The organism is Variovorax sp. 770b2 (assembly GCF_900115685.1).
Lineage (GTDB): Bacteria > Pseudomonadota > Gammaproteobacteria > Burkholderiales > Burkholderiaceae_C > Variovorax.
The window spans coordinates 661,798-687,504 of record NZ_FOXJ01000001.1 but is presented as its reverse complement, the minus strand read 5'-3'; the positions used below and the strand labels follow the sequence as shown (position 1 = coordinate 687,504).

The 25,707-nt window shown below is 69.1% G+C and carries 22 protein-coding genes and 1 riboswitch; of the genes, 9 read left to right on the top strand and 13 right to left on the bottom strand.

The annotated features are described in order from the left end of the window. Nucleotides 1-15 precede the first annotated feature (15 nt). Both BM133_RS02955 and BM133_RS02950 read left to right on the top strand, forming a co-directional pair. The gene (locus tag BM133_RS02955; protein WP_093431528.1) at nucleotides 16-762 is read left to right on the top strand and encodes an SDR family NAD(P)-dependent oxidoreductase; all 747 of its coding nucleotides are present in this window, start codon (nucleotides 16-18) and stop codon (nucleotides 760-762) included. A gap of 30 nt (nucleotides 763-792) precedes the next feature. Beyond that, nucleotides 793-1,434, top strand: a complete 642-nt coding sequence (locus BM133_RS02950) for a glutathione S-transferase family protein (RefSeq protein WP_093431527.1) — start codon at nucleotides 793-795, stop codon at nucleotides 1,432-1,434. A 102-nt stretch (nucleotides 1,435-1,536) separates the two neighbouring features. Here the strand turns inward: BM133_RS02950 and BM133_RS02945 are convergent, their stop codons facing one another. The 3 genes from BM133_RS02945 to BM133_RS35360 all read right to left on the bottom strand — a co-directional run bounded on the left by BM133_RS02945 (nucleotide 1,537) and on the right by BM133_RS35360 (nucleotide 4,924). Beyond that, nucleotides 1,537-2,193, bottom strand: coding sequence for a glutathione S-transferase family protein (locus BM133_RS02945; protein ID WP_093431525.1), 657 nt, complete (start codon nucleotides 2,191-2,193; stop codon nucleotides 1,537-1,539). A gap of 190 nt (nucleotides 2,194-2,383) precedes the next feature. Beyond that, complete coding sequence (locus BM133_RS02940) at nucleotides 2,384-2,818, bottom strand: VOC family protein (RefSeq protein WP_093434996.1); 435 nt, start codon at nucleotides 2,816-2,818, stop codon at nucleotides 2,384-2,386. A gap of 147 nt (nucleotides 2,819-2,965) precedes the next feature. Beyond that, nucleotides 2,966-4,924 (bottom strand): DUF6891 domain-containing protein, encoded by a 1,959-nt coding sequence (locus tag BM133_RS35360; protein ID WP_093431524.1) that lies wholly within the window; start codon nucleotides 4,922-4,924, stop codon nucleotides 2,966-2,968. Between the two features lie 345 nt (nucleotides 4,925-5,269). Here BM133_RS35360 and BM133_RS02930 point away from each other — a divergent pair, with 345 nt between their 5' ends. Genes BM133_RS02930 through BM133_RS02905 form a run of 6 tightly spaced genes read left to right on the top strand, consistent with a single transcriptional unit; the run spans nucleotide 5,270 to nucleotide 10,886 of the window. Next, nucleotides 5,270-6,367 carry a GNAT family N-acetyltransferase gene (locus tag BM133_RS02930; RefSeq protein ID WP_093431522.1) on the top strand — a complete coding sequence of 366 codons (1,098 nt, stop codon included), beginning with the start codon at nucleotides 5,270-5,272 and terminating at the stop codon, nucleotides 6,365-6,367. Further along, nucleotides 6,364-7,215 (top strand): PA4780 family RIO1-like protein kinase, encoded by an 852-nt coding sequence (locus BM133_RS02925; protein WP_093431521.1) that lies wholly within the window; start codon nucleotides 6,364-6,366, stop codon nucleotides 7,213-7,215. Before BM133_RS02930 ends, BM133_RS02925 begins: the two co-directional genes overlap by 4 nt. A gap of 22 nt (nucleotides 7,216-7,237) precedes the next feature. Next, entirely contained in the window at nucleotides 7,238-8,179 is a 942-nt protein-coding gene (locus BM133_RS02920) for an ABC transporter substrate-binding protein (protein WP_093431519.1), read from the top strand. 8 nt (nucleotides 8,180-8,187) lie between these two features. Further along, nucleotides 8,188-9,465 (top strand): GAF domain-containing sensor histidine kinase, encoded by a 1,278-nt coding sequence (locus BM133_RS02915; RefSeq protein ID WP_093434994.1) that lies wholly within the window; start codon nucleotides 8,188-8,190, stop codon nucleotides 9,463-9,465. Nucleotides 9,466-9,489: 24 nt separating this feature from the next. After that, nucleotides 9,490-10,350 carry a GNAT family N-acetyltransferase gene (locus BM133_RS02910; protein WP_177224700.1) on the top strand — a complete coding sequence of 287 codons (861 nt, stop codon included), beginning with the start codon at nucleotides 9,490-9,492 and terminating at the stop codon, nucleotides 10,348-10,350. Continuing rightward, on the top strand, nucleotides 10,347-10,886 hold the full coding sequence (locus tag BM133_RS02905; RefSeq protein WP_093431516.1) for an SET domain-containing protein: 540 nt from the start codon (nucleotides 10,347-10,349) through the stop codon (nucleotides 10,884-10,886). The genes BM133_RS02910 and BM133_RS02905 overlap by 4 nt, the downstream gene beginning before the upstream one ends. Before the next feature lie 12 nt (nucleotides 10,887-10,898). Here BM133_RS02905 and BM133_RS02900 read toward each other — a convergent pair whose 3' ends face one another. The 9 genes from BM133_RS02900 to BM133_RS02860 all read right to left on the bottom strand — a co-directional run bounded on the left by BM133_RS02900 (nucleotide 10,899) and on the right by BM133_RS02860 (nucleotide 23,251). Continuing rightward, nucleotides 10,899-11,237 (bottom strand): DUF1090 family protein, encoded by a 339-nt coding sequence (locus BM133_RS02900; protein ID WP_256219037.1) that lies wholly within the window; start codon nucleotides 11,235-11,237, stop codon nucleotides 10,899-10,901. Between the two features lie 92 nt (nucleotides 11,238-11,329). After that, nucleotides 11,330-11,782, bottom strand: a complete 453-nt coding sequence (locus BM133_RS02895; protein ID WP_256219189.1) for a vWA domain-containing protein — start codon at nucleotides 11,780-11,782, stop codon at nucleotides 11,330-11,332. 206 nt (nucleotides 11,783-11,988) lie between these two features. Beyond that, entirely contained in the window at nucleotides 11,989-13,053 is a 1,065-nt protein-coding gene (locus tag BM133_RS02890) for a magnesium chelatase ATPase subunit I (protein ID WP_093431514.1), read from the bottom strand. After that, nucleotides 13,050-16,862: a cobaltochelatase subunit CobN gene (cobN, locus tag BM133_RS02885; protein ID WP_093431513.1), complete on the bottom strand. Its 3,813-nt coding sequence runs from the start codon at nucleotides 16,860-16,862 to the stop codon at nucleotides 13,050-13,052. Before cobN ends, BM133_RS02890 begins: the two co-directional genes overlap by 4 nt. Before the next feature lie 7 nt (nucleotides 16,863-16,869). Further along, complete coding sequence (gene cobW / locus BM133_RS02880; protein ID WP_093431511.1) at nucleotides 16,870-17,934, bottom strand: cobalamin biosynthesis protein CobW; 1,065 nt, start codon at nucleotides 17,932-17,934, stop codon at nucleotides 16,870-16,872. Between the two features lie 103 nt (nucleotides 17,935-18,037). Then, on the bottom strand, nucleotides 18,038-18,715 hold the full coding sequence (locus BM133_RS02875) for an energy-coupling factor ABC transporter permease (protein ID WP_093431510.1): 678 nt from the start codon (nucleotides 18,713-18,715) through the stop codon (nucleotides 18,038-18,040). Between the two features lie 72 nt (nucleotides 18,716-18,787). Next, nucleotides 18,788-20,326 (bottom strand): PepSY domain-containing protein, encoded by a 1,539-nt coding sequence (locus BM133_RS02870; protein ID WP_093431508.1) that lies wholly within the window; start codon nucleotides 20,324-20,326, stop codon nucleotides 18,788-18,790. A gap of 13 nt (nucleotides 20,327-20,339) precedes the next feature. Then, nucleotides 20,340-22,538, bottom strand: coding sequence for a TonB-dependent receptor (locus BM133_RS02865; RefSeq protein WP_093431507.1), 2,199 nt, complete (start codon nucleotides 22,536-22,538; stop codon nucleotides 20,340-20,342). Between the two features lie 128 nt (nucleotides 22,539-22,666). Then, a riboswitch (cobalamin riboswitch) is annotated at nucleotides 22,667-22,943 on the bottom strand. A 38-nt stretch (nucleotides 22,944-22,981) separates the two neighbouring features. Beyond that, nucleotides 22,982-23,251 (bottom strand): hypothetical protein, encoded by a 270-nt coding sequence (locus BM133_RS02860; RefSeq protein WP_093431505.1) that lies wholly within the window; start codon nucleotides 23,249-23,251, stop codon nucleotides 22,982-22,984. 167 nt (nucleotides 23,252-23,418) lie between these two features. Here BM133_RS02860 and BM133_RS02855 point away from each other — a divergent pair, with 167 nt between their 5' ends. Continuing rightward, nucleotides 23,419-23,823: a hypothetical protein gene (locus BM133_RS02855; protein WP_093431504.1), complete on the top strand. Its 405-nt coding sequence runs from the start codon at nucleotides 23,419-23,421 to the stop codon at nucleotides 23,821-23,823. Between the two features lie 14 nt (nucleotides 23,824-23,837). On the opposite strand, the gene ybaL is transcribed toward BM133_RS02855, so the two are convergent. Continuing rightward, nucleotides 23,838-25,547, bottom strand: a complete 1,710-nt coding sequence (gene ybaL, locus BM133_RS02850; protein WP_093431502.1) for a cation:proton antiporter domain-containing protein — start codon at nucleotides 25,545-25,547, stop codon at nucleotides 23,838-23,840. Nucleotides 25,548-25,707: the final 160 nt, after the last annotated feature.

Sequence of the window (25,707 nt, the reverse complement as noted above, 5' to 3'; positions counted from 1 at the left end):
AACCAGGAATCGATCATGACCTACCTCACAGGCAAGACTGCTCTCGTCACGGGTGCGTCCCGCGGCATGGGCAGGGCCGCGGCGCTGGCGCTCGCCAAGGCCGGCGCCCAGGTGCTCGTCCATTACGGCCGCGGCGCGGAAGAAGCGAATGCAGTTGTCGCTGAAATCCGCCAGGCCGGCGGCAGGGCCGACGCGATCGCCGCCGACATGAGTGCGGCCGACGGTGCGCACCAGCTCGCGCGCCACGTGCGCGAAGTGGTCGGTGGCCGACTCGACATCTTGGTCGCGAACGCCGGCATCTCCGTCGGTGCGACGATCGAGGAAACGACCGTTGAAGACTTCGACCGCATGTTCGCCGTCAACGTGCGCGCGCCGTACTTCCTTGTCCAGCAACTGCTGCCCATTCTTGGCAAGGGCAGCAGCGTGGTGCTGCTGTCATCGTTGGCCGCTCACGCCTCGGTCGGCGCGTTGTCGGCCTATGCCGCGACCAAGGGCGCGATCGACACGCTGGTCAAGCACTTCGCGTCGGCACTCGGCGAGCGCGGCATCCGCGTCAATGCGGTTGCACCGGGCGTGGTCGACACCGACATGTCGAAGTTCGCGCGCACCGATGCCGGCCGCGATTTCACGTTGGGGATGCAGGCGCTCAAGCGCGTCGCGCAACCCGACGATGTCGGTGATGTCGTCGCCTTCCTGGCCTCCGACGGGGCACGCTGGATCACCGGCGACACCTTGCACGTCGATGGCGGCTCCAAACTCTGAACTCGGCCACTCACATCACAAGGATCCATCATGCAGACGCCGACGCTCTATCAATCAGCCTCCTCGCCCAACTCACGGCGCGTTCGCATCTTCCTGGCCGAGAAAGGCATCGACATCCCACTCGTCGCAGTCGACCTCGGCAAGGGCGAGCAACACACCGAGGCCTATCGGGCCATCAACTCGCGGCGCGTGGTACCGACGCTCGTGCTCGAAGACGGCACGTCGATCGGTGAGGTGCCGGCCATCTGGCGCTACCTCGAGGAGACCCACCCTGCGGTGCCGCTCCTCGGCACGACGCCCAAGGAGCAGGCGCTGATCGCGATGTGGGAGCGGCGCGTCGAACAGGAGGGCTTCGCCTCCGTGATGGAGGCCGTGCGCAACCAGGTGCCCGGTTTGAAGGAGCGCGCGATCGCCGGGGCGCACGACTATGCGCAGATCCCCGCGATGGTCGATCGCGGCAAGCTGCGGTTGCTGAACTTCTACGCCGACCTGGACGCGAGACTGCAGGAGTCGGCCTTCGTCGCCGGCCACGCGTTCTCCGTCGCGGACATCACCGCACTCGTGACGATCGACTTCGCCGCCAAGGCACTCGGCCTTCCGTTCTCGGATACGCAATTGGCGATCAAGCGCTGGTATGCCGAGGTTTCTCTCCGGCCTGGGACGGGCGCTTAGCGGCCCGCCCCGGAAGATGCAGACGCGACTGCCGTCGCCACGGCGGGCAGCCATGGAGCGACGCGTGCGCATCGCCTCGTCAGCGCCGGCGGCAGCGCCCCTTCAGCCCCCCGGCAAGGGCGCAGCGTTGATCGCCAGTTGCGCAGCGAACGCCCGCTGATAGGCCGGTCGCGCTTCGCCGCGAGCGACATAGGCGGCCAGGCTGGGAAACTCGTTCAGCAGGCCGGACGGCCTCAGCCGCAGCAGCACCGACACCATCAGCAAATCGCCCGCGCTGAAGCCGCCGTCCAGCCAGTCGGTATCGCCCAGGCGGGTGGCAAGCTGGGTCAGCCGGGCGCGTATCCGGTCCAGGACGAGGGGCAGGCGCTCGTCTTTCCAAGGCTTGTCGCCTTCCACGAACTTGACAATGACGAGTTCCAGAATGGGCGGCTCGACCGTATTGAGCGCCGCGAACATCCACGTGATGGCGCGCGCCCTCGCGTTGGCGTCGGCAGGGAACAGGCCCGGGCGGCACTCGGCGATGTGCATCACGATAGAGCCGGTCTCGAACAACGTGAGGCCGTCTTCCTCGTAGGTGGGAATCTGGCCGAAAGGATGCAGCGCCAGATGCGCGGCCTCCTTCATCGCGTGGAAAGACACCAGGCGCACCTCGTAGGGGAGGCCGGCTTCCTCCAGCGCCCAGCGCACGCGCGTGTCGCGCGCCAGCCCCTTGCCGCCATCGGGCGACCGTTCAAAGGCAGTGATGGTGATGGTGGTCATCGTGCGTGTCCTTTCGACGTGCGGTAGCGCCGGATAGCGTCGCTCATGCCATCGAGCATCTGCGAAATTCTTCCGCCGGATTCGGTTGCAGTCCACTGCCGGCAAAAGCCCGGGCCGAGTCCTGGAGCTGCGGCGGTCAACCGCCCCCTGAGCGTGGTGACTGTCGTGCGCGCGAGCAAGCCGTCCGCCCTCAGCCGAGTTGCTCGGCAAGCGCGACGATGATGCCCTCGGGCCCGCGAATATAGGCAAGCCGGTACGACTCCCCGTACTGCATCCGGCCCATGAGTTCTGCGCCATGGGCCTGCATCCGCGCGACGACGGCATCGATGCCATCGACGGCAAACATGACGCGACGAAGACCCAGGGTGTTCATCGGCGCATCCACGGGCCCGAACCTCACGGCATCCGGCGTGTGGAACTTGTCCAGCTCAATGCCCTGCCCATCGGGCGTGCGCAGCATCGCCAGGGTGGCTCGAACGTCTCCAAGCCCTATGAGGCTCCCGATGGCAGGCCCTTCAACGGTGGTCTGGCCCTCGAGCTCGAGGCCCAGTTCGACAAAGAAAGCCTTCACCGCTTCGAGATCGTCGACAACGATCAGGATGTTGTCCATTCGCTTGATTGCCATGTTCTTCGGTCCTCTTTCAACGGTGTCACGCATTGGGGGAGTCGGCGTCCAGGTCAGGACATGCGGATGTTTTATCCAAGGAAACAGCCTACTCGAGGACCGGCCGCGCGAGCGGCGCATTGCCGCCCGGTGGAACGGCTCAGGGGTTCAGGCGGCCTCGTCGTCCATCGCCGCGCTGCTGTCCTTGATGCGCGTGACCTGCGACAGCACCGCGTCTTCAGCCGTCATGTCCGGCCGCTGCCCCTTGTAGACCGGCTGCGCGAACTTGCCGCCCGCATGGCGGTAGAGATAGCGCACCTCGACCCGCGTGCCGGCGGCCGGCAGCGCTTCGTTGGGCGGCACCGTCACGTTGCCCATGTCGACCATCGCGCCCGTCTCGTCGCGCAGCCCCACGGCCACCGAGCGCTGCGCGTTGACGCGGATCACTTCGCAGGTCGCGCTCTGGTTGAACTTGAACTTCAGGCTCGCGGTGCTGCGCCCCGCCGCAAACGGCGCGGCGAGCGCCTTGAGCACATAGCCTTCGCCATGCGCGGCCAGCAGTTCCGCGGCGCGGCGGCGCTTGCCCTCGGCGGTGGTTTCCAGATCGAGCACCACCATCCACGGCACGAGCCCGGCGATTTTCTGCAGGTGCCCGAAGCGCTCGATGAAAGGCGCGCCGCGCAGGTCCTGCCCATCCAACTCCAGCAGATCGAAGGCCTTGAAGGCATCGCCGACATGCTCGCCCGCGATCACGGTACGACCCGCAGCCGCACCTGCCCCGCCGACCCAGGCCTGCGGAATGTCGACGAAGAGCCCGCGGCGATTGGTGCCGCGCACCGCCTCGCCTTCGATCAGCAGGATGCGGTTCTCGCCATCGGCCTTTTCCTGCAGGCCCCAGCCTGCGTCGTCGAAGTAGCGCGCCACCTGCTCCTCCAGGATCAGCGTGGGCAGTTGCGGCAGCTCGCCGCTGATGCGGCCGGCCAGGTCGCTCGAGGTGTAGAGCGCGCCGGACTGGTCGGGCGTGTAGCCCTTGAAGGTCTTCTCCTTCACGACCTTGTCGTAGATCTTCAGTGCCACTTCGAACGCGACGGGGCTGCTGGTCTTGGTGCCGGTGGCGAGCGTGCCGCCGCGGCGCCCATTGCCGTAGTCGACCACCCAGCCGTCGTCCTTGGGGCGCAGGTGGACCTGGTAGACCTTGTCGGAGCCCTGGCCCGTGAAATAGAGAAAGCTCGATTGCGATGCCTGTTCGCCAGTCGCCTGTTCGACGGGGGTCGCTGAAGACGTCGACTCGCTCGCTGGCGCCGCCTGCGGGCTCGCCTGCCGCAGATCGACCTCCGGCCGCATCGACGCGGCCCCGTTCCATCGCACCTCGAAGCCCGCCTTGCGGAAGTGTTCGACGACGAGTTCTCCGACGCGCAGCATGTCGGCATCGGCGCCCTGCGGCGCGCCCCAGTACGCGAGCGACAGCTGGCTCGCGCTCTTCGCGCGGTTCAGGTCCTGCCGGGTGTAGAAGCAGAAGCCATGCACGCCGGCCGCCTCGCCGCCGCGCTCGTGGAATTCTTCGACACAGTCGGAGAAACCATCGGACTGCGTAGACCCCGCGTCCTGCAGCGTGACGAGCCCGGCCTTCGTCAACGCCTCGAAAACGCCGTCGATCCTCGCCTTGGCGGCGCGCCATTGCGCGGTCGTCATCTTCACCGGGTCGGGCTCGGGCGGCGGTGGTTCGGGAATGGGCTTGCCGGTGACGCGCGCGAGAAGCGCGACCACCTCTTCCATCATCGCGTTCACCGTGATGTGGTTGCCATGCCCATCGCTGATGTCGGCCTTCGCGCCGGCATCCAGGAGCAGTTGCACGGCATCCGTCGCGGGCGCGAACTCGGCGGCGAGGTAGAGCGCGGTGCGGCCATCGGTGCCGATGTATTCGAGCGGGCTTCCCGCTTCGAGCAAGAGCCGCAACACGGCGAGATTTGGTTCGACCGCGGTCTGGTTCGAACCCATCGCGGCGCACTGCAGCGCGGTGAAGCCCTGCTTGTTCACTGCGGCCATGTCGGCCCCGGCCGCGATGCACGCGCGCACCGTTTCGACATCGGCTTGGCGCGCCGCCTCGAAAATCTTCTTCGGATCCATGGCACTCCCCGTCTGTTGGTTTTTGGATTCTGCCGCAGGCACATGGCACGTCATGAGACTTCACAGGCCGCGCAAAACTCGCTACATTCGGCCCCTCGATCCACAACACAGACCGGAGGTGCGCGATGGAAGACACTGCTATTCATTCCCCCTCCCCCGTACGGTTTGTTGTCGGGTCGTTCAAGAACTGCTGCTGACGCGTCCACTGCGCAGCGCCTGCCCCTGAGGGCATGGCCAGTTCGATCATCGCGGCCTCCTGCCGCGACACAACCGCCCGATTCAAACGCCGCCGCTGGCACGCATGTGCCGCGCGCGATCCGTTCCCTTTTCGAATCAAGGCCCACCATGCTTGAAACCCGTGCCGCCGATGCGCGGCCGTTTGCGATTTCTCATTTCGATCCCCAGCGGGCGTCCGCCGAAACCTGGGCGCATTGCCTTGCCTACTGGCGTCTTCGCAACGAAGAAGATTTTCCGGGCGAGCCCCTGCCCAGCGATGCCCACATCGAGCAGAACGTCCGGCAATACACGCCGCTGCACGTCACGCGCCGCATCCTTGCGCACGACGCACAGGGCCGGGTCGTGGGCAACATCCACATGGGCGTGCGCCGCGAAGGCACGCCCGACTACGAAGCCCATGCGCCCTTCGTCAATGTCTCGGGCGGCGTGCGGCAATCCCACAGAAGGAAAGGCGTCGGCAGCCTTCTGCTGCGAGAGTTGCTGGCGTCGATGGACACGCATGGCAAGACCACGGCCACCTTCAGCGTTCATCTCCCCGAGAGCCACGCGTTCCTTGCGGCCATCGGCGCCACCGAAAAGCACCGCAGCATGGAGAACCGCATGGCCTTCGCCAGTCTCGACGACGATGCGCTCGCCCGCTGGCGCGCCGAAGCCCTCGCGCCCGGCCACGGGCTGCGCCTGGAAATCCACGCAGGCCGCGTGCCCTTGGAGCGCCTCGCCACGCTGATGGCGCCGCTCTCGGCGCTGCTCGAAGACGCGCCCACCACGGGCCTCGCCCGCCCGCCCATGCGTTACGAGCTGGAGGACTTCCGCGCCTGGTACGCCGAGATCGACCGGCGCGGCGGCGAGCACTTCCTCGTGCTCCTGCTCGATGGCGCCGGGGTGGCAGCGGTGTGCGATGCCAGCTGGAACCAGCTCTACCCCGACCGCATGTTCCAGCGGCTCACCGGCGTGGCCCGCCACTGGCGCGGCAAGGGCCTGGCCAAGGGCGTGAAGGCGGTGATGCTGCAGCTGGTGCGGGAGCGCCACCCCGGGGTGGTGATGGCCGTCACGCAGAACGCGGAGGTCAACGCGCCCATGCTGGCCATCAACCGCCGGCTCGGCTTTGCCGTGCACAGGCATGATGGGGCCTACCAGATCGGCACGGAAAGCCTGAGGGCCTTCCTCTCGACCCGACCCCTGGCTTCGCCGGAGGCACGCGCATGAAGACACCCCAGAGACTGCAATCCCTCGTGGACGAAGGCCTGATCGACACCGTCGTGCGCCAGCTGATGAGCGGCAAGGAAGCCATGGTGTACGTCGTGCGCTGCGGCGAGGAAACGCGCTGCGCCAAGATCTACAAGGAGGCCGACAAGCGCAGCTTTCGCCAGGCGGTCGACTACACCGAGAACCGCCGCGTGAAGAACACCCGCGAGGCGCGCGCCATGGCCAAGGGCACGCGCTTCGGCCGCAAGGTGACCGAGGCCATCTGGCAGAGCGCCGAGGTCGATGCGCTCTACCGCCTGGCCGCGGCCGGCGTGCGGGTGCCGACGCCGCACAACTTCCTGGAAGGCGTGCTGCTGATGGACCTGGTGACCGACGCCAACGGCGACGCCGCCCCGCGCCTGAACGACGTGGCCTTTTCGCCCGAAGACGCGCTGCTGCACCACGCGAGCCTCCTGAAGGAAGTGATGCGCATGCTGTGCGCCGGCATCGTGCACGGCGACCTCTCCGAGTTCAACGTGCTGTTGGCCGAAGACGGCCCGGTGATCATCGACCTGCCCCAGGCGGTGGATGCCGCGGGCAACAACCACGCCAGGCGCATGCTGCTGCGCGACGTGGAGAACCTGCGCAACTTCTTCGGGCAGTTCGAACCCGCACTGCTCAAGACGCACTACGGCGACGAGATCTGGCAGCTCTACGAGCGCGGCCTGCTGCGGCCCGAGACGGAGCTTACGGGCACCTTCGTGCGCGAGACCGGCCCGGTCGACCTGGGCAATGTGCTGCGCGAGGTGGAAGACGCGCGCATGGAAGAAGCGGCGCGGCTGCTGCGCATGCAGACGCCACGACAATAGCGGGCCGACCACGCCCGCCCCGATGACTTCCAACGCCCTGCCCCAACGCCAACGCCAGCCCTTTTCAACCGCCGCCACCGCGGTCCGCCACGTCGCCAGGGCCGCGGCCTTCGTGGCGCTGGGCGTCGGCTCGGCGGCCCATGCCGCAGGCATCCGCCTGGAAGACGACCGCGGCACCACCCTTGAACTGCAGGCGCCCGCCAGGCGCATCGTCTCGCTGATGCCCTCGCTCACCGAGACCGTCTGCGCGCTGGACGCCTGCGACCGGCTGGTGGGCATCGACCGCCACGCCAACTGGCCGGCCTCGGTGAAGGGCCTGCCGCAGGTCGGCGGCATGGACGACGCGAACATCGAGCGCATCGTCGCGCTCAAGCCCGACCTGGTGCTGCTGCGCCCGCGCAGCCGCGTCGCCGAGCCGCTGGAGCGCCTGGGCATCAAGGTGCTGGCCCTGGACGCCAAGACCCATGCCGACATGCGGCGGGTGATGGAGACGGTGGCCCGCGCCACCGGCAAGCCCGGCGCGGGCGAGGCCTTCTGGCGCCGGCTCGATGCCGGGCTGGACGCGGCCCGCGCCCGCGTGCCGGCGGGCTGGCAGGGGCGGCGGGTCTATTTCGAGGTGCACGGCGGCGTCGCGGCGGCCAGCGAAAGCTCCTTCATCGGCGAGACGCTCGCGCGCCTGGGCCTGGCCAACGCGGTGCCGGGCACGCTCGGGCCCTTCCCCAAAATGAGCCCCGAATTCGTGGTGCGCGCCGATCCCGACGTGCTGATGGTCTCGGCGCTCGGCGAAATCTCGGCCATGGCCGCGCGGCCCGGCTGGTCGGCCATGTCCGCCATCCGGCGCGGCCGCGTCTGCAGCTTCGCCTCGGCGCGCTTCGACCTGATGATGCGTCCGGGCCCCCGGCTGGACGAAGCGGCCGATGCCATCGTGGGGTGCCTTGCCTCGCTGGGCGATCCGCGCTCCTGAGCTTGACCATGCCGCTGGGCGCCACGCAGGCGCTGACGTACCATCCCGGTACCTTGACCCCCGCCCTAAACCCCGCAGCGCCCGCAGCGCCCGCTGCCCTCGTCGACACCGAAGAAGCCATTGCGCGGGACGTGGCGGCCGTCGGCCGCATCAGCGCGGTGCCCTCGCTGCTCAAGATCATCTGCCAGAACACGGGCATGGGCTTCGCCGCCGTGGCCCGCGTGACCGATGGCACCTGGACCGCCTGCGCGGTCGAGGACACGATCCAGTTCGGCCTGCTGCCCGGCGGCCAGCTCAAGGTGGAAACCACGCTCTGCATGGAATCGCGCGCGGCCCGGTTGCCGGTGGTCATCGACCACGCCAGCACCGACCCCGCCTACCGCGACCACCACACGCCTCGGCTCTACAACATCCAGAGCTACATCTCGGTGCCGATCGTCTATACCAACGGCGAGTATTTCGGCAACCTGTGCGCCATCGACCCGCGGCCGGCGAACGTCTCCGACCCGCGCACCGTGGCGATGTTCACCGCCTTCGCCGACCTGATCGCGCGCCAGCTGGAAAACGAAGACCGCCAGGAGCGCGCGGAAGTCGCGCTGCAGTCCGAGCGCGCCACGGCCGAGCTGCGCGAGCAGTTCATCGCCGTGCTGGGCCATGACCTGCGCAACCCCCTGTCCGCCGTGGGTGCCGCGGCCGAACTGCTGATCCGCCGCCACGACGCGCCGGACCTGGTGAAGCTGGGCACGCGGCTGAAGTCGAGCACGCGCCGGATGTCCGGCCTGATCGACGACGTGCTCGATTTCGCGCGCGTGCGGCTGGGTTCGGGCATGGGTCTGGCGATCCGCGAAACCGACTTCCTGGCCTCGGGGCTGAAGGACGTGGTCGACGAAGCGCGGGCATCCAACCCCCACCTGGACATCCGCGAGGACCTGTCGATCAGCGGCGTGGTTCGCTGCGACCCGCCGCGCATCCAGCAGGTGCTCTCGAACCTGATCGGCAACGCGGTGACGCACGGCGGGCCGGACGACCCCATCGTCGTTCGCGCCGTGCTCGAAGACGACCGGCTGGTGCTGTCGGTGAGCAACGGCGGCCAGCCCATTCCGCCGGACGATCTCCCCAAGATCTTCCAGCCCTACTGGCGCCCCGCCAACAGCAAGCCGGGCGGCGGGCTGGGCCTGGGTCTCTACATCTGTGCGGAAATCGTCGGGGCCCATGGCGGCACGCTCGAAGTCACCTCGTCCGCGGCGGAGGGCACGCGTTTCGTGGCGATCCTTCCCAACGGCTGATCCCCGTCTTCTTCAATGCAGGCAATGCACAGGCTCGGCACGGCGGTCGTCCCCGCCACAGGCTTCACGCGCAGCGAACTCACGGCGCTCTGGAACCGGGCCTACGAGGGCTACTTCGTGCCGGTCCGGTTCGACGAACAGCTTTTCGGGCGGCATCTGCGGCGCGCGATGGTCGACCTGGCGTTGTCCAGGGTCATCACGGTCGATGGCGCCGCCTGCGGCATCTCGCTGGCCGGACGGCGCGGGCAGCGCGGCTACCTCGCCGGCTTCGGCATCGCGGACACGCACCGTCGCCAGGGGCTGGCGCGGCAGCTCATCGAGGGACAGGCCCAGGCGTGGTCGCAAGCGGGGCTGCATCGGGTCTTTCTCGAAGTCATCGCGCAGAACCCGGCCCGCTCGCTCTACAGCCAGGCCGGCTTCGCGGAGCTTCGGACGCTCGACGTGCTGGAAGGAAGTTTCCAGGCACGCGGCACCGTCGCCGCGACGAAGCTCGACCACACCGATCTCGCGGCAGTGCACACGGCTTGCGCGGCCATCTCCCGTCCCACGTGGCGCCGCGAACTGCCGACCGTGCTGGACGCCCTGGACAACGAAGACGCCATCGCGCTCGGCGTTGCAAGGGGCACGGCGGTTGTCGCCTATGCCATCGTCCCGCCTGTCGGCAACGTGCTGCCCGACGCAGCCGCCATCGACGAGTCCGCCGCCCACGACCTGCTCGACGCTCTCGCGGCCGCACGCCCCGGCATCCGCTGGCGCCTGGTCGACGAACCCACCGGCAGCCCGCTCTTCAACGCAGCCACCGCGCGCGGCGCGGCGACCGTCATCCGCCAGATCGACATGGCGTTGAACTTGCATCCACCGGTCGACGTCCGGCCCGCCCCATGAAATCCCGCCACAAGCAGCCCTCTTCTTCCACATCCTCGACCCCGTTCATCCGGGTCGGCCCGAGCGGCGTGCACGGCCTGGGGGCCTTCGCGACGCGCGACCTGCCCGCGGAGGCCTTCCTCGGCCTCTACGAAGGACGCCGCTACTCGAAGCACGAAATCGCCACCAAGGTCTGGGACGACCAACTCACCTACCTGTTCACGCTGTCGAACCACGAGACCATCGACGGTGCCAAGGGCGGCAACGGCACGCGGCACCTGAACCACGCCTGCGAGCCCAACTGCGAAGCCGTCGAGGAATACGACGAAGGCGGCGAGCTGGTGCTGAAATTCCAGACGCTGGTGGCCGTGGACGCGGGCGACGAACTGTTCATCGACTATTCGCTGACGGCCGACGACGGCTCGCCGCCCTCGAAGTACCCCTGCTACTGCGGCTCGCCGAACTGCCGCGGGACGATGCTGGCGCCGGTGGACAGCCTGGTGGAGAAAGTCGTTCAGCCCGCTCCGCCGTCGCCCTTCGGCGACCTGCCGTGGTGAGCTGAAGAGCCCTCAGGGCGATTCGCTCTTCAGGCTGCGCAACTGCTCCTCGGCCCGTTCGAGTTCCGAGCGAAGCGTACGGATTTCCTGCTCCAGCTTCTCGATGCGCGCCTCGCGGCCCTGCGCGGGAGCGATCGATTTGCAGCGGGCAAGCAGCGCATCCAGTTGCTCGCCGAGTTGCCCTCGGCGCAGCATCTGCCCTCGGGAACGGGCCAGCGCCATGTCGCGTTCGAGCACCGCTTCCTGGGCCTTGCAGTCGGCGGCGTTCACCGGCTGCGGCTCCGACGTCTGTGAGAAGACGGGCATGGCCAGGGCCCATGCGAGCGTGAGAAAAAAGCGATGGAAGCGCATGCCGCGAAGTTACCCGAACTTCCAGCCGGAAAGTTGCTTGGCCCCATGCCGCTGCGGCGATGCGCAAGGCCTGGACCACCGATTCACCCGATTCACCTGGTTTGCACGGATCGCTCGGCCGCGACGTAGCGCGCCTGCCAGCTTTCGGCCAGTTGCCGCGCCCGATGCAGCGGCACGCGCGCGGCTTCGAAATCGACCACGCAGGCGATGTCGGCGGCTCCGGGCCGCGCGGGGCTCTCGCTGCTGCGGCCATCGGTCAGCAGCCACAGCCAGCGCTGGCGTGGGGCGCTTCGGGCGAGCAACTGGTCGGCGCGCCGCACGCCGAGCGAAAGTGGCGTGCCGCCACCGGCGGCGATGGGCGCGACCCAGTCGTCGTTCCACGCGCTGGCGCGGCGCGGGGCGAGGCGCAGTTCGACCACATCACCGGCAAAGCACAGCAGCGCCACGTGGTCGCGCCGCTGGTAGGCCTCTTGCATCAGCGACAGCAGCATGCCTTTGGCGCGCGCGAGATTGCCGTCGTTGCGCATCGAGGCGGAGCAGTCCAGCAGGAAGCAATGCAGCGCGCCGCTGCGCGCCTCGAGCGGCCGGCGGCGCAGGTGCTCCGCGCGCAGCGTGTCGGCGCCACGGGCCGCGAAGGTGCGCGGCCAGTCGAGCGCGGCGCCCGGCGATGCCGAGCCGTGCCATGCGTCCCTTTGTCGGCCCTGCCTCCAGTCGCCCTGGCGTGCGCCAGCGGGTGCGGCGTCCCGGAGGCTCAGGCTTTTTTTGGGGCGGCCTGCCGGGCGGATTGCGAAGGGATCAGCGGGCGCAGCGGCTTCACGCGCTCGATGCCGACGGGCTCGGGCGGCAGCGCGCCCCAGTCCTGGTCGCCGGCATTGCCCTGGCTTGCGCCATTCGCATCCGTCGGGCGCTGAAGGGCCTGGGCTGCAGGCGCAGCGCCTTCGAGTTCCGGTTTGCGCCGATGCAGCAGCACGGCATCCGCCACGCGCTGCACGTGGCCGGGGGTGATGGCCGCCGCGCCGTCCCAGGCCGCGAGCGCGCGCGCGGAGCGCAGCATCACGAGATCGGCGCGCAGCCCGTCGACCTGCGCCGCGATGCACAGCGTGCCCGCCGCTTCATGCACTTCATCGCCATAGGGCAACGCAGTCGCGTCCGCCACGACGGCACGGGCCTTGACGAGCGCCGCCGCAAGCACGGCATCGGCCTGTGCGTGCTTCGCGCGAAAGCCCTGCGGATCGGCGTCGAAAGCCAGCCGCGCACGCACGATGGCCTGCCGCTCGGCCGCATCCTCGATGTTGCGCAGCTGCACGCACAGGCCGAAGCGGTCGAGCAGTTGCGGGCGCAGCGTGCCCTCCTCCGGGTTCATCGTGCCGACCAGCACGAAGCGCGCCGCATGCCGGTGCGAGATGCCATCGCGCTCCACCACGTTGACGCCGCTCGCCGCCGCATCGAGCAGCGAATCGATCAGCGCATCGGGCAGCAGGTTGATCTCGTCCACGTAGAGCACGCCGCCGTGCGCACGTGCCAGCAGGCCGGGCGCGAACTTCAGCGCATGGCCCGCGAGCGCCTGCCCGAGATCGAGCGTGCCCACGAGGCTCTCGAGGCTCGCGCCCAACGGCAGCGTGACGAAAGGCGCGCCCGGCAGCAGTTCGGCCAACGCACGCGCCGCCGTGGTCTTGGCCGTGCCGCGCGGGCCTTCGATCAGCACGCCGCCCAGGCCCGGATCGACCGCGGCCAGCAGCAGCGCCTGGCGCAGCTGCGGCTGGCCCGCGATCGCGGCAAAGGGAAAAGGCACCGGCATCGGGGCGGCAGTGGTCATCGGGGAGATCCTTCCATCTGCTGCTCGTGGTCGAGCAGCAGGTTTTCGAGTTGGGCCTGGTAGACGCCGGGCGATTGCCACAGCCCGCGCTGCATGGCTTCGAGCAGGCGGCTGAGCATGTCGTGCAGCGCGCGCGGATTGTGCGCGTTGACGAAGTCGCGGGTGCCGGCGTCCAGCACGTAGGCGTCGGCCACCATCGCGTACTGGTGGTCGCCGACCACGCGCGCGGTGGCGTCGAAGCCGAAGAGGTAGTCCACCGTCGCGGCCATCTCGAAGGCGCCCTTGTAGCCGTGGCGCTTCACGCCGTCGATCCACTTGGGGTTGACCACGCGCGCGCGGATCACGCGGCTGATCTCTTCCTTGAGCGTGCGCACGCGCGGCGCCTGCGGGTTGCCGTGGTCGCCGTGGTACATCGCGGGCTGCTGGCCGCTCAGGTGGCGCACGGCGGCGGCCATGCCGCCCTGGAACTGGTAGTAGTCGTTGGAGTCGAGCAGGTCGTGCTCGCGGCTGTCCTGGTTCTGCAGGACGACGTTCATTGCGGCGAGCCGCCGCACCAGCGCGCCGGCCGCCGGCACGCCGTCGCTGCCCTGGCCGTAGGCATGCGCGCTGCCGCCGACGTAGGCGCTGGAGAGGTCGTCGTCGGTCTGCCAATTGCCGTGGTCGAACAGTGACTGCAGGCCGGCGCCGTAGCTGCCCGGCGCGGAGCCGAACACGCGCCAGCCGGCTTGCGTGCGAGCGGCCCCGGGGCTCAGGCCTTCGCCCTCGAGCGCGGCCGCCTCGCGAAGAATTCGCGCACGGATCGGGTTGCGCTCGGCGTCTTCGTCCTCCTGCGACGCGACGGCCTGCACCGCGGCATCGAACATCTGCACGGCATTGGGGAAGGCATCGCGAAAGAAGCCCGAGATGCGCAGCGTCACGTCGATGCGCGGACGCCCGAGCCCCACCGTGGGCAGCACCTCGAAATCGACCACGCGCTGGCTGCCCGGCGCCCATTTGGGGCGCACGCCGATGAGCGCGAAGGCCTGCGCGAGATCGTCGCCGCCGGTGCGCATCGTGGCCGTGCCCCAGACCGACAGGCCCATCGCCACGGGGTAGTCGCCGTGTTCCTGCATGTGCCGCTCCACCAGCTGCGCGGCCGACTTGAGGCCCAGCATCCAGGCGGTGGGCGTGGGGATGGCGCGCGTATCGACCGCGTAGAAATTGCGGCCGGTCGGCAGCACGTCGGGCCGGCCGCGCGAGGGCGAACCGCTCGGGCCCGGAGGCACGAAGCGCCCCTGCAGCGCACGTGAAAGCTGATGCAGCTCCTGCGCGCCACACGCGTCCAGTGCGGGGGCGAGGTCTCGCTCGATGCGGCCCATCACGGCGGCGGTGTGCGGCATGTCGGGCGGGCAGGCGCTCGCTTCCAGCAACTGCTGCGCCAGCAACTCCAGCCGCTCGCGCGTGTCGCCATGATGCCGCCACGCATCGGCGCTCACCGATTGCAGCAGCGCGGGCCGCGCGCCCTGCCACGCCCTGGCCGCGTCGATGTCCAGCGGGTCGAAGGCTTCGCCGGGCAGCAGGTCCTGCGCCAGTGCGCCCAGCAGTCCGGCGTTCGCACCCGTGCCGTCCGCGGACGGGTACCGCGCGAGCGCGAGCAGCGTGTCGCGCCGCAGCCGCGCCTGCGGCGACGCGCCGAACACATGCAGCCCGTCGCGGATCTGCGTTTCCTTGAGCTCGCACAGGTACGCATCGACGCGCGCGAGCACCGCATCGTCTTGCGCGCCCGGCATGTCCAGTTCCTCGACCAGGTGCTGCGCGCGCACCGCCGCGAGGATCTGCGCGCGCAGCACCTTCGCGCGCCGCGCATCGACCAGCAGCGCGTCGTAGTACTCGTCGACCTGGCGCTCCAGGTCCTGCAGCGGCCCGTGGTTCTCGGCGCGCGTGAGCGGCGGCATCAGGTGATCGACGATCACCGCCTGCGTGCGCCGCTTGGCCTGCGCGCCCTCGCCCGGGTCGTTGACGATGAAGGGGTAGACGTTCGGCAGCGGCCCGAGGATCGCGTCGGGCCAGCAGGTCTGCGAGAGCGCGATGCTCTTGCCCGGCAACCATTCGAGGTTGCCGTGCTTGCCGACATGCACGACCGCATCGATCGCGAACACGTCGCGCAGCCAGAAATAGAACGCGAGGTAGCTGTGCGGCGGCACGAGCTCGGCGTCGTGGTAGCTCGCATAGTCGGCCGCGCCGAGCGTGCCGAGTGCGCGCGCGGGCTGGATGCCGACGAACAAGCGCCCCAATCGCAGGCCGGCGATCATGAAGCGGTCCTGTCGCAGCATCGGATCCTGCTCGGGCGTGCCCCAGCGCGCGTCGATGGCTTCGGCCATGCCTTCGGGCAGGGCCGCGAGCCGCGCGCGGTAGTCGGCGAGCGCGTAGCTCTGCCATGCGGGCCGCGCGGACCATTGCGCGGGATCGTTCGCGATGCCCTCCTGCAACGTCCGCATCAGCGCATCGCCATCGGCCGGGATCGCATCGCCGAGCACGTAGCCCTCGGCCTGCATCGCACGAAGGATCGCAATCACCGAAGCCGGCGTGTCGAGCCCCACCCCGCTGCCGATGCGCCCTTCGCTGCCAGGGTAGTTCGCCAGGATCAGCGCGATGCGCTTGTCCGCCGCCTCCAGGCTGCGGAGGCGGCACCAGCGCCGCGCCAGTTCGGCCACGAAGGCGATGCGGTCCGGCTCGGGCTGGTAGCTCACCACCTCGGTCTGCGTCAGTTCGCAGCGGTGCGACAGGCCCTTGAAGCTCACGGCGCGCGTGATGATGCGGCCGTCCATCTCGGGCAAGGCGATCTGCATCGCGATGTCGCGCGGACGCAGGCCCTGGCTGTCGGCCAGCCAGTCTTCGCGGTTGCCGCCGCTCACGATCACTTGCAGCACGGGTGCGTCGCCGGCCAGCGCGAGAGCCTCGCCCGCGTGATCCTGCGCGCCCTGCCCCAGCGCGGCGAAAGCGGTGGTGTTGAGCACCAACTGCACGTCATGTTCGCTGCACAGGCCGCGGAATGCGGACATGCAGAGCGGGTCTTTCAGCGAATCGAGCGCGACCGGCAGCGGGTTCAGTCCTTCGGCATGCAGCGCGGCCGCGAGCGCATCGAAAGCCGCCGTGTTGCCCGACAGCAGGTGCGAGCGGTAGAACAGCAGCGCCACCACCGGTGCATCCGCATGCCAACCGGCGCGCAGGTCGTCGATGCCGGCGACGGTATGTGCCGCATCGATGCCGCGCGGCACATGCAGCGCGACCTGCGGCAGGCTGCGCGGCGGCAGCGGCGCCTCGCCGTGCCCGAGGCCATGGAAAGCCACCGCGCGCAGGAACTGCATCGCATTGCCCGCGCCGCCCGCGCGCATGTACTGCCAGAGCTGGCGGCTCACGGCGCGCGGTGCGGTGCTGCGCGCGAGCAGGTCTTCGTCTTCCTGCAGGTCGCCTGAGAACATCGCGAGTTGCTGGCCCTTGCGCTTCGCCAGTTTCTCCAGCTGCTGCAGTCCATAGGCCCAGGCCGATTCGGCACCCAGGTGATCGACCACCACGACGCGCGCATGCTGCAGCACCTCGTCCACATACAGGTCGAGCGAGGCCGGCTGGCGCAGGTGCATGAGGTTGGCCAGCCGCAGCGACGGGTAGCCGGGGTCGGTGGCCGCGAGCGCCGTGCGCGCTGCGGCGAGCAGCGCGAGCGTGGTGTCGGACGAACTGAGCACCACGATGTCGCCCGGCGTCTGGTCGAGCCGGGTGACGACGCTGTCGTCTTCGACGAAGCGTCCGGGCTGGGTGCTCAGCAGGTGCATGCGTTGTTCAGGCGGGCACGGCGGCCACGCCTTCGAGCGCCTTGCGCAGCGCCGCTTCGTCCAGGTCTTCGCCGATGAACACGAGGCGCGTGCGCTGCGCTTCGTCGTCGCGCCAGCGGCGGTCGAAGTGATGGTCGAAGCGGCGGCCCACGCCCTGCACCAGCAAACGCATCGGCTTGCCCGGGATCGCGACGAAGCCCTTCACGCGGTAGATGGTGTGCTGCTCGACCAGCGCGGCGAGCGCGGCCAGGAGGCCCTCGCGGTCCACCGGCGGCAGATCGATCACGAGCGAGTCGAACTCGTCGTGGTCGTGGTCTTCCTCGTGGTCGTGGTGGCTCTCGCGCAGGTGGATCGTGGTCTCGGCCGCGCGACCCTGGCCCAGCAGCAGCGCGAGCGGCAGCCGGCCTTCGGTGGCGGCGACGATCTTCACTTCGGGCGGCAGCTCCTCGCGCACCAGCGCCTCGACCTGCACGCGCGTGCCCTCGTCCATCAGGTCGGTCTTGTTGAGCACCACGAGGTCGGCGGCCGAGAGCTGGTCTTCGAAGAGTTCGTGCAGCGGCGATTCGTGGTCCAGGTTGGGGTCGGCGCGGCGCGCCTGGTCGACGGCTTCGGGGTTCTCGGCGAACTGGCCCGAGGCGGCGGCCGGGCCATCGACCACGGTCACCACCGAATCGACGGTGAAGATGTTCGCGATGCCCGGCCACTGGAAGGCCTGCACCAGCGGCTTGGGGAGCGCGAGGCCCGAGGTCTCGATGATCACCGCGTCGATGTCGCCGCGGCGCTCGGCCAGCTGCAGCATCACGGGCAGGAACTCTTCCTGCACGGTGCAGCAGACGCAGCCATTGGCCAATTCGTAGAGCGCGCCTTCGCGCTCGTTGCCTTCTTCGTCGCAACCGATGCCGCAGCCGCGGAGGATTTCGCCGTCGATGCCGAGCTCGCCGAACTCGTTGACGATCACCGCGATGCGGCGGCCCTCGGCGTTGCCCAGGATGTGGCGCAGCAGCGTGGTCTTGCCGCTGCCCAGGAAGCCGGTGACGATGGTGACGGGGATCTTGGCGTTGCTGGGGGTCATGGAGAAATACTTTCAGGCGCGATGGCGCGGGAATGGGATGCTGAAAAGACAGGCACGCGGCAGCGCCCCGAGGCCCGCTCGAGGGCGCCGCGACAAGCCGGGATCAGACGCCGCCGTACAAGCGGCGCTCGACGAACACCGTGCCTTGCAGACGGCGCCAGCCCTTGGCGGCGGCCAGCACGCCCAGGTCAACCAGTGGCTCGACCAGCACGATGGTCATGTAGGCCGCGCCGAAGCTGGCGATCTGGCCCAGGTTCTCCAGGCCCGTGCCGCGCCCGTAGAGCGCCCAGAAACCGACCCAGACCACGATGCCGCCCTGGTAGGCCACCGACAGCTTGAAGGCCTGCTGGTAGCTCAGGTCCACGTAGGCCACGTTCTCGGGAATGATCCGCCGCGCGAGCGCCGCCGTCGCGAACAGGGGCACCAGCAAGGTGGTGACGTTCATGCCGAACTGCGGCAGGTCCTGCGGCTCGAAGAACAGGCTCTGGATGAGCAGCCCGCCCGCCAGGCCGAAGGCTGCGGGCGCGAGCCCGAACACCAGCAGGAGCGTCGTGCCCAGGATCAGGTGCACCTCCGAGACGCCCACGGGGTGGTGCGGCAGCACCTCGAAGAAGCAGAACACCAGCGCCACGGCAATGGCCGAGCGCAGGGCCAGGGCGGCAAGGCCGTCTTTCACGGCGGTATCGAAGGCCACCTTGCCTGTGTAGGCCAGCGCGGCGGTGGCCGTCGCGTAGCTGAGGAATATCTTGGATCCGTCGACTAGACCTGGTTCGATGTGCATCGAGCACCTCCTGTAGTGCACCGCAGTGCGAAAGTTGATTGTTGGTGGATGGGATGGATCACGCAAGCGCCGTCATGAACGCTGGAGCGCGCGCGGCGTTCCCGCCACGGCCGACGCCCTGGGTTTGCGCCGCAGCCGGCGCCAGCCGATCACCACGCCGCTGGCCGAGGCGACCGTGCCGACGATCGACAGCAGCCACACCACGATGTCCCAGGCGGGGCGGTACTGGATGAGCCACGGAAAGTCCAGGCTGTGCGCGGCGTTGAAGAGCCAGCGGCGCAGGCGCGAATTGCTGTCGTTGCTGCCGGCGACCTGCCCGCTGGACGGGTCGATGTAGATCCAGCTGCGAACAGCGTCGTCGAATTCGAGGCGCCAGATGGGCACGGTGCGTTCGCGATGGTGGCCGTACCAGTGGAAGTCTTCGCGCGCCTGCAGCGTGGCCTGCGTCACGCCGGCGCCGGGGCGCAGGCGCGCGGCGGCGCGCACGATGTCTTCGCGGCCGATCGAGGCGGGTGCGCCGGTGGCGGCATCGACCACGCGCACGCGCGCCTCTGCATCGCGCAATTGCAGCAGCGGCCTGCCGTCGAACCACATCGGCAGCGCCTCGCGCGGCGCGGCAGCGCCCTCGCCGGCCGGCAGGCGAGCCGGCGGCCACGGGAACGGCGTTGCACCGGCACCGGTGTAGCTCGCCATCGCGGCCGCGTCGCCCCGGTTGCGCTCGAACCACTTGTTCGGGTTCATCGAGAGCCAGCCGCTCACGATCCAGGTCAGCACGAAGAAGCCGCCGACGAGGCCGGCGATGTGGTGCCAGGCCATCCACCCGGTGTAGGGCGTGACCGCGCCGTTGCGAAAGCGCCGGCGCAGCCGGATGCGCAGGATGCCGATGACGATGCCCGTCACGGCCGAGACGATGCAGGCCGCCGAGAGCCACACCACCACGTCGTGCCACAGCGGCGGGTCGGCGCGCAGCGGCGTGAAGTAGATCCAGTGCGGTACGGAGCCCAGCCAGTTCCACAAGCGCTCGGCGCGGTGGGTGTCGCGCACCACCTCGCCGGTGCGGGACGACACGTAGAGCTCTGTGCCCGCCGCGTCGCCGATCTCGATGCGGTGCAGCGGGCGCAGCGGGTCCAGGCCTTGCGGCACGGTCCACTGGTCGCGCTCCAGCGTCTGGGCCCAGCGCGCGCCGGGCTGGCCCGAGAAGTCGCGCGCGATGGCTTCGGCCTGCGCCGCATCGACCGGCCCGAGCACATGGCCGTCGCGCGCGGACACGGCATGCCGGCCGCCGCGCGAATCGACGATGCGCCACACGGGCAGCGGGTCGGTGCCGCCCTGCGTCTCCAGCGCCATGCGCCGCGGCGGCTTCGCACGCAGCGCCTCGGGCAACGCATCGAACGCCGCCGATGGCGCGACCAGCGCCTGCTCGAAACGCACCGGGCGAAGGCCCGCCAGCCGCTCTTCGTCCGTGAGGTTGGGATACCCCACGTACATCATCACCACGCCCGAGGCGAACCACATGACGAACAGGAGGCAGCCGCCGATGCCCAGCCACCGGTGTGTCCAGTAGAGCCAGTGGCGGATGCGGGGCCAGGCGCGGCGCCATGCGGTGGTCATGCAACGGTGCCGGTCAGAAGTTCACCAGCGCCGACAGCTCGAAGGAGCGCGGCCGGCCCAGCAGCCACTGGTTGCCGCTGTTGGAGAACGACACCGGGTAGGTGCGGTTGGCCAGGTTGTAGGCCCTGAACGCGAGCTTGAGCGACGGGTTGGCCTGCCAGCTCACGCCCGCGTCGGCCACGGTGTAGGAGCCGATCTTGCGCGAGTTGGCCGCATCGACCTGGCGCGGGCCGACATGGCGCACGCCGAACTCGGCCTCCCACTGCGGCAGGAAGCGCCAGTTGAGCCAGAGGTTGGCCGCCTCTTCGGGCACGCCGAACGGCGTGTTGCCGGTGCGAGAGACCAGGCGGCCGCCGACGACCTCGTTGAAATCGTCGTAGCGCGCGCGCAGCTTGGCGACATTGGCTTCGAGCCTGAGCGTGGAGGTCAGCGCCAGGTCCAGCGTGGCCTCGATGCCTTCGGACGACTGCTTGCCGATCTGCTGCGTGACGGTCGGGTCGTTGGCGTCGCGCGAGAGCAGCTTGTTCTTCTCGATGCGGTAGGCCGCGACGGTCCATGCGCCGCGGCCGTCGGCCAGCTGGCGCTTGTAGCCGATCTCGACCTGCTTGCCGGTACTGAGGTCGAAGCTCGCCTGCGAGGCCGAGGTGGTGACCAGCGAGCCCAGCGGATCGGCCGCCCGCGCCACCTGCGCATAGAACGACTGCGCGGCATCGGGCGCGTACACCACGCCCAGGCGGCCCGTGCCGTAGACGAAGGTCTTCTGGAAGTTGTTGGCCGCGTTCTGCAGGTCGGTGCGCGCGATCTTCGCGTGGTCCCAGCGCAGGCTGCCGACCACGGACCACTGCTCGTTGAAGGCCAGCTTGTCTTCGGCGAAGAAGGCATAGGTGCTGGTCTTGGTCTTGTAGCGCGGCGTATAGGCCACGGGCGAGGTGTAGACGCCGGGGTTGAAGACGAAGGGGTCGACCACGGAACGGCCGCCGTAGGGCGAGTCGTTGGTGTGCAGGAAGTCGATGCGGTTCGCATCGAAGCCCACGAGCACCTGGTTTTTCATGCCGAACAGCGAGTGCCTGAAGGTGGCGTCGGTGCGGTTGCCGATCTGCTCCTGGTCGTGGCCGATTTCCAGGTAGTCGCCGCGCGTCACGCGGCGCGTGGTGGCGTTGTAGGTGTAGGTCTCGCTGTTGCGCCAGTGGCGCTTGCTGTCCAGGCGGTAGAGCTGGTTGCGCACGGTGACGGCATCGTTGGGCGTCCACTGCGCGTCGAAGCGGGTCCAGCGGTCGCGGTACTTGATCTCGGCGTCGTCGGGGTTGTAGTTCTGCTCGCGGGTGAGGCTGCTCACGCGGCCGTTGATGAGCGGCACGCCGTAGTAGCGCTGCGGCGACTGGCGGCCTTCGTCGTGCGAGAGCGTGAACTGCAGCTGCGGCGACACATCGAGCCGCACCGCGCCGCCGACCGCCAGGCTCTCGGCATCGCCGCGCACCATGAAGCCGTCGGTCTTGCGATGGCTGATGTCGAAGCGGTAGGAGAGCATGTCGTTGATCGCGCCGCCGCTGCCGAAGGCGACCTGGCGCGTGGCGTCGGAGCCGGCGGTGACGAGCGCCTCGTTCTGGATCGGGCCGCGCACGGGCTTCTTGGGCACCACGTTGACCGCGCCGCCGATGGCGCCTTCGCCGAACATCACCGATGCGGCGCCGCGCAGCACCTCGATGCGGTCGACCGACCAGGTGTCGAACGGAAAGGTGACGGTGCCCGCACCCGCATAGAGGCGCGTGCCGTCGAACAGCTGCATCACCGAGCCGTGGCCGGTGAAGCCGCGCGCCGCCAGCGCGGTGCCGCCATTGCCCGGGCCGGGCGAGCCGGTGATGCCGGTGGCGCGGGTCACGGCGTCGATCACCGAGACATCGCCGCGCGCGCGGATGGTGTCGCCCGTCAGCACCTCGATGCTCGCGGGGGTCTCCAGCGGCGTGAGGCCCAGGCGGCTGCCGGTGTGCGAGGGCTCGTCGATGGCCAGCGGCGTGCGGCGGCCGGCATCGACCTGCACCGGCGCGAGACCGCTGTTGCTGCGGCTGTCGCCCGCTGTTTCACCCGATTGCGCCAAGGCGCCGCCTGGCGCGAAAGCCAGGCTCAACCCCAATGAAAGACCCGAAAGGCGTGCCCATTGCAATTGCAGCAGCGACGCGCCCGTGCGATCGCGCGCCGGCGATGCTTGACCCATGTGACTTCCCCTCGCGACCTGCGTCCCCGCAGGCTCCTGACCGAATGAGGACATCGAGGGAGGCGGCAAGCGGGCGGGCCGGTCGCGCGGGGGCGAAGCGGCATGCCCGGACCCGCACTCCCGCAGCGTCCGAAGGCGGTTGCGAAGGCCGGTATCCGGGCTTGCGGAGCGCTTCGATGGGCACTGTGCGTGCGCATCGGAGCCGAAATCCTCGCCTTCCCACGCCGAAGCGCAGTGGCTGCCAATGCCCAGGAGAGGGCATTGGCGCGAGGTTTTCCAGATCCGCTGACCGTTGCGGGGGCAGCGCAGGAATGGATGCGTCCGTGAAGACGCAGCGCACCTGCTTCCCGTTTAACCCCCAGGCCACTGAATGGCATGCGGGGCACCTTCGAACCGTGTGGGTGGTGTTGCTAAGAAAAGCTTACAGAACCCGACGGCCGGAATTATAGGGAGCGGCCCGTGGACAGGGCGCTGCGGCGCGCATCGTGCACGGGCTTGCCGTCCGTGCCGAACAGCCGCCGCATCACCGCGACACCCGCCACCAGCGCGTTCGAATAGCTGGCATACGGCTCGTGGGCCGCTTCCAGCGGCTCGTAGACGTGACGCTCGTTGCCGGGTTGGTCACCGTCCGCCGCTTCTTCCATCAGCACCCAATAGAACTCCCCCACCTCCAGTTCGTGGACGGTGAGCGCGATGTTTCTGGACAAAGGCATGGGATGAGTGAAATGTGCGGGAGACAGGCGATTTCCTTTGAATGAATTGGCGGCTCGGGCGGTTGACAGCTTCCGGGCTTCTCCTACAGAGCGTTTGTGAAGCGAGAACTAATGTTGTTGTAAGAAACCTTCAAACCCCTCACTTCAACTAGAACCCCGGAGGCCCCATGAAGCACTTCACCCTGGAATCGAACATGCGCGCGAATATCGGTGGCGCGTTCTATCCGACCGGTTACTCGATGGTGATGTTCCCGAACGCCGAGGACGCCGACCGCATCGGGCACCGGCTGATCGAAAGCGGCATGAGCGGCGACGAGGTCTACCTGCTTCCCGCCGCGACGGTGCTGGCGGAGATCACGCCCACGGCGGGGAATGCCGACAATCCCCTGCCCTCCGCCGGCACCGAAGGCGCCACGGTACGCGCCTACACCAAGCTCGCGCGCGAAGGCCACACGGCCCTGCTGGTCAAGACGAAGAACGAAGAGGCCGCAAATCGCCTGATGGAAGTGGTGCGTACCGTGCCGTATTCCATTGCGCAGCGCTATCGCACGCTGGTGATCGAAGACCTTTGAAGCGACGCCGGCGCTCAAGCCGGCACGGCCATCGACACCGCGCGCTGCACCACGTCGCGCGCCATGGCCTGGGCCAGTTCGTGCTCGCCGAGGAACACGGTGACCGAGGCCTCCTGCGTGAGCAGCCTGGCTTCCTGCTCGTTGTGGCTGCGGATCACGGTCTGGATCGACGGATTGAGCGTGCGGGCGGTCTCGATCATCTGGCGCACGTTCAGGGTGTCGGGCGTGGCCACCACCAGCACGCGGGCGCGCGCCACGTGTGCCTGGATCAGCACCGCGGGGTCCGCCGCGTCGCCCCACACGGCCGCGACGCCGGCCTCGCGCAGCTTCTCGACCAGTTCGCGGTTCTGCTCGGCCACCACGTAGGGAATGTCGTTCGCCTCCAGCTCGGCGGCGATGCGGCGCCCCACGCGCCCGTAACCGACCAGCACCACCTGCCTGGAGAGGTACTTCGCCTCGGTGGTCATCGGCAATTCGGCCAGCGGGTCGTCGCGCGATTCCAGTCCGCGAGCGAAGGACGAATGGGCATGCAGCCACTTCTGCATCGGCGCGATGAGACTGAACCACAGCGGATTGGTGGCAATGGAAATCAGCGCGCCCGCGAGCACGAGGCTCTGCCCCTCGACCGGCAGCAGCCCGAGCGACACGCCCAGCCCCGCCAGGATGAACGAGAACTCGCCGATCTGCGCCAGGCTCGCGCTCACGGTGAGCGCCGTGCCCAGCGGGTAGCGGAACACCAGCACCAGCGCGCAGGCCGCGAGCGACTTGCCCAGCACGATCACCCCCACCACGGCGAGCACCTGCAGGGGGCGATCGATGAGCACCGAGGGATCGAACAGCATGCCCACCGACACGAAGAACAACACCGCGAACGCATCGCGCAGCGGCAGCGATTCCTGCGCCGCGCGGTGGCTGAACTGCGACTCGCGCATGACCATGCCCGCGAAGAAAGCACCGAGCGCGAACGACACACCGAAGAGCGCCGCCGAGGCGAAGGCGATGCTCACGGCGGCGGCCACCACGCACAGCGTGAAGAGTTCGCGGGAACCGGTGCGCGTGACCTGCCAGAGGATCCAGGGGAACACGCGCCGGCCCACCACCAGCATCAGCGCGACGAAGCCGCCGACCTGCAGCAGCGTGAGACCGAGGGTCTGCCAGAGCGGATCGGCGGGGCCGCCGCCGTTGTCGGGGGTGCCGCCGAGCGCGCCGGCCAGCGGCGGCATCAGCACCAGCACGAGCACCATGGCCAGGTCTTCGACGACGAGCCAGCCGATGGCGATGCGGCCGGTGAACGAGTCGAGGATGCCCAGGCTCTCGAGCGCGCGCAGCAGCACGACCGTGCTGGCCACCGAGAGCGCCAGCCCGAACACCAGCGCGGCGCCGGGGCTCCAGCCCCACCACATCGCCAGGCCGCCGCCGAGCAGCGTGGCCACGGCGATCTGCGCCAGTGCGCCGGGCAGTGCGATCTTGCGCACGGCCAGGAGGTCGTCGAGGGAAAAGTGAAGGCCGACGCCGAACATCAGCAACATGACGCCGATTTCGGCGAGCTGCGCGGCAATGCTTGCATCGGCCACGAAGCCGGGGGTGAAGGGGCCGATGATCACGCCCGCCAGGAGGTACCCCACGAGCGCCGGCAACCGCAGCTTGGCCGCCAGGAAACCGAACACCAGCGCCAGGCCCAGGCCGGCGGCAATGGTGTTGATGAGGGAAACGCTGTGCGGCATCGCTGCATTTTGCAGGAACGATGCGTGCCCTTTTATTTCACACGGCCTTCTGGAGGGGCGTTCGGAAGGGGGCCTTCAGGGCGGGTGCACAGGACATCGGGTGCTCCCCTCCGCGAATGTCCCCCGGGCTTCGCCCTCCTCCTTTATTTCGCTGCGGGGA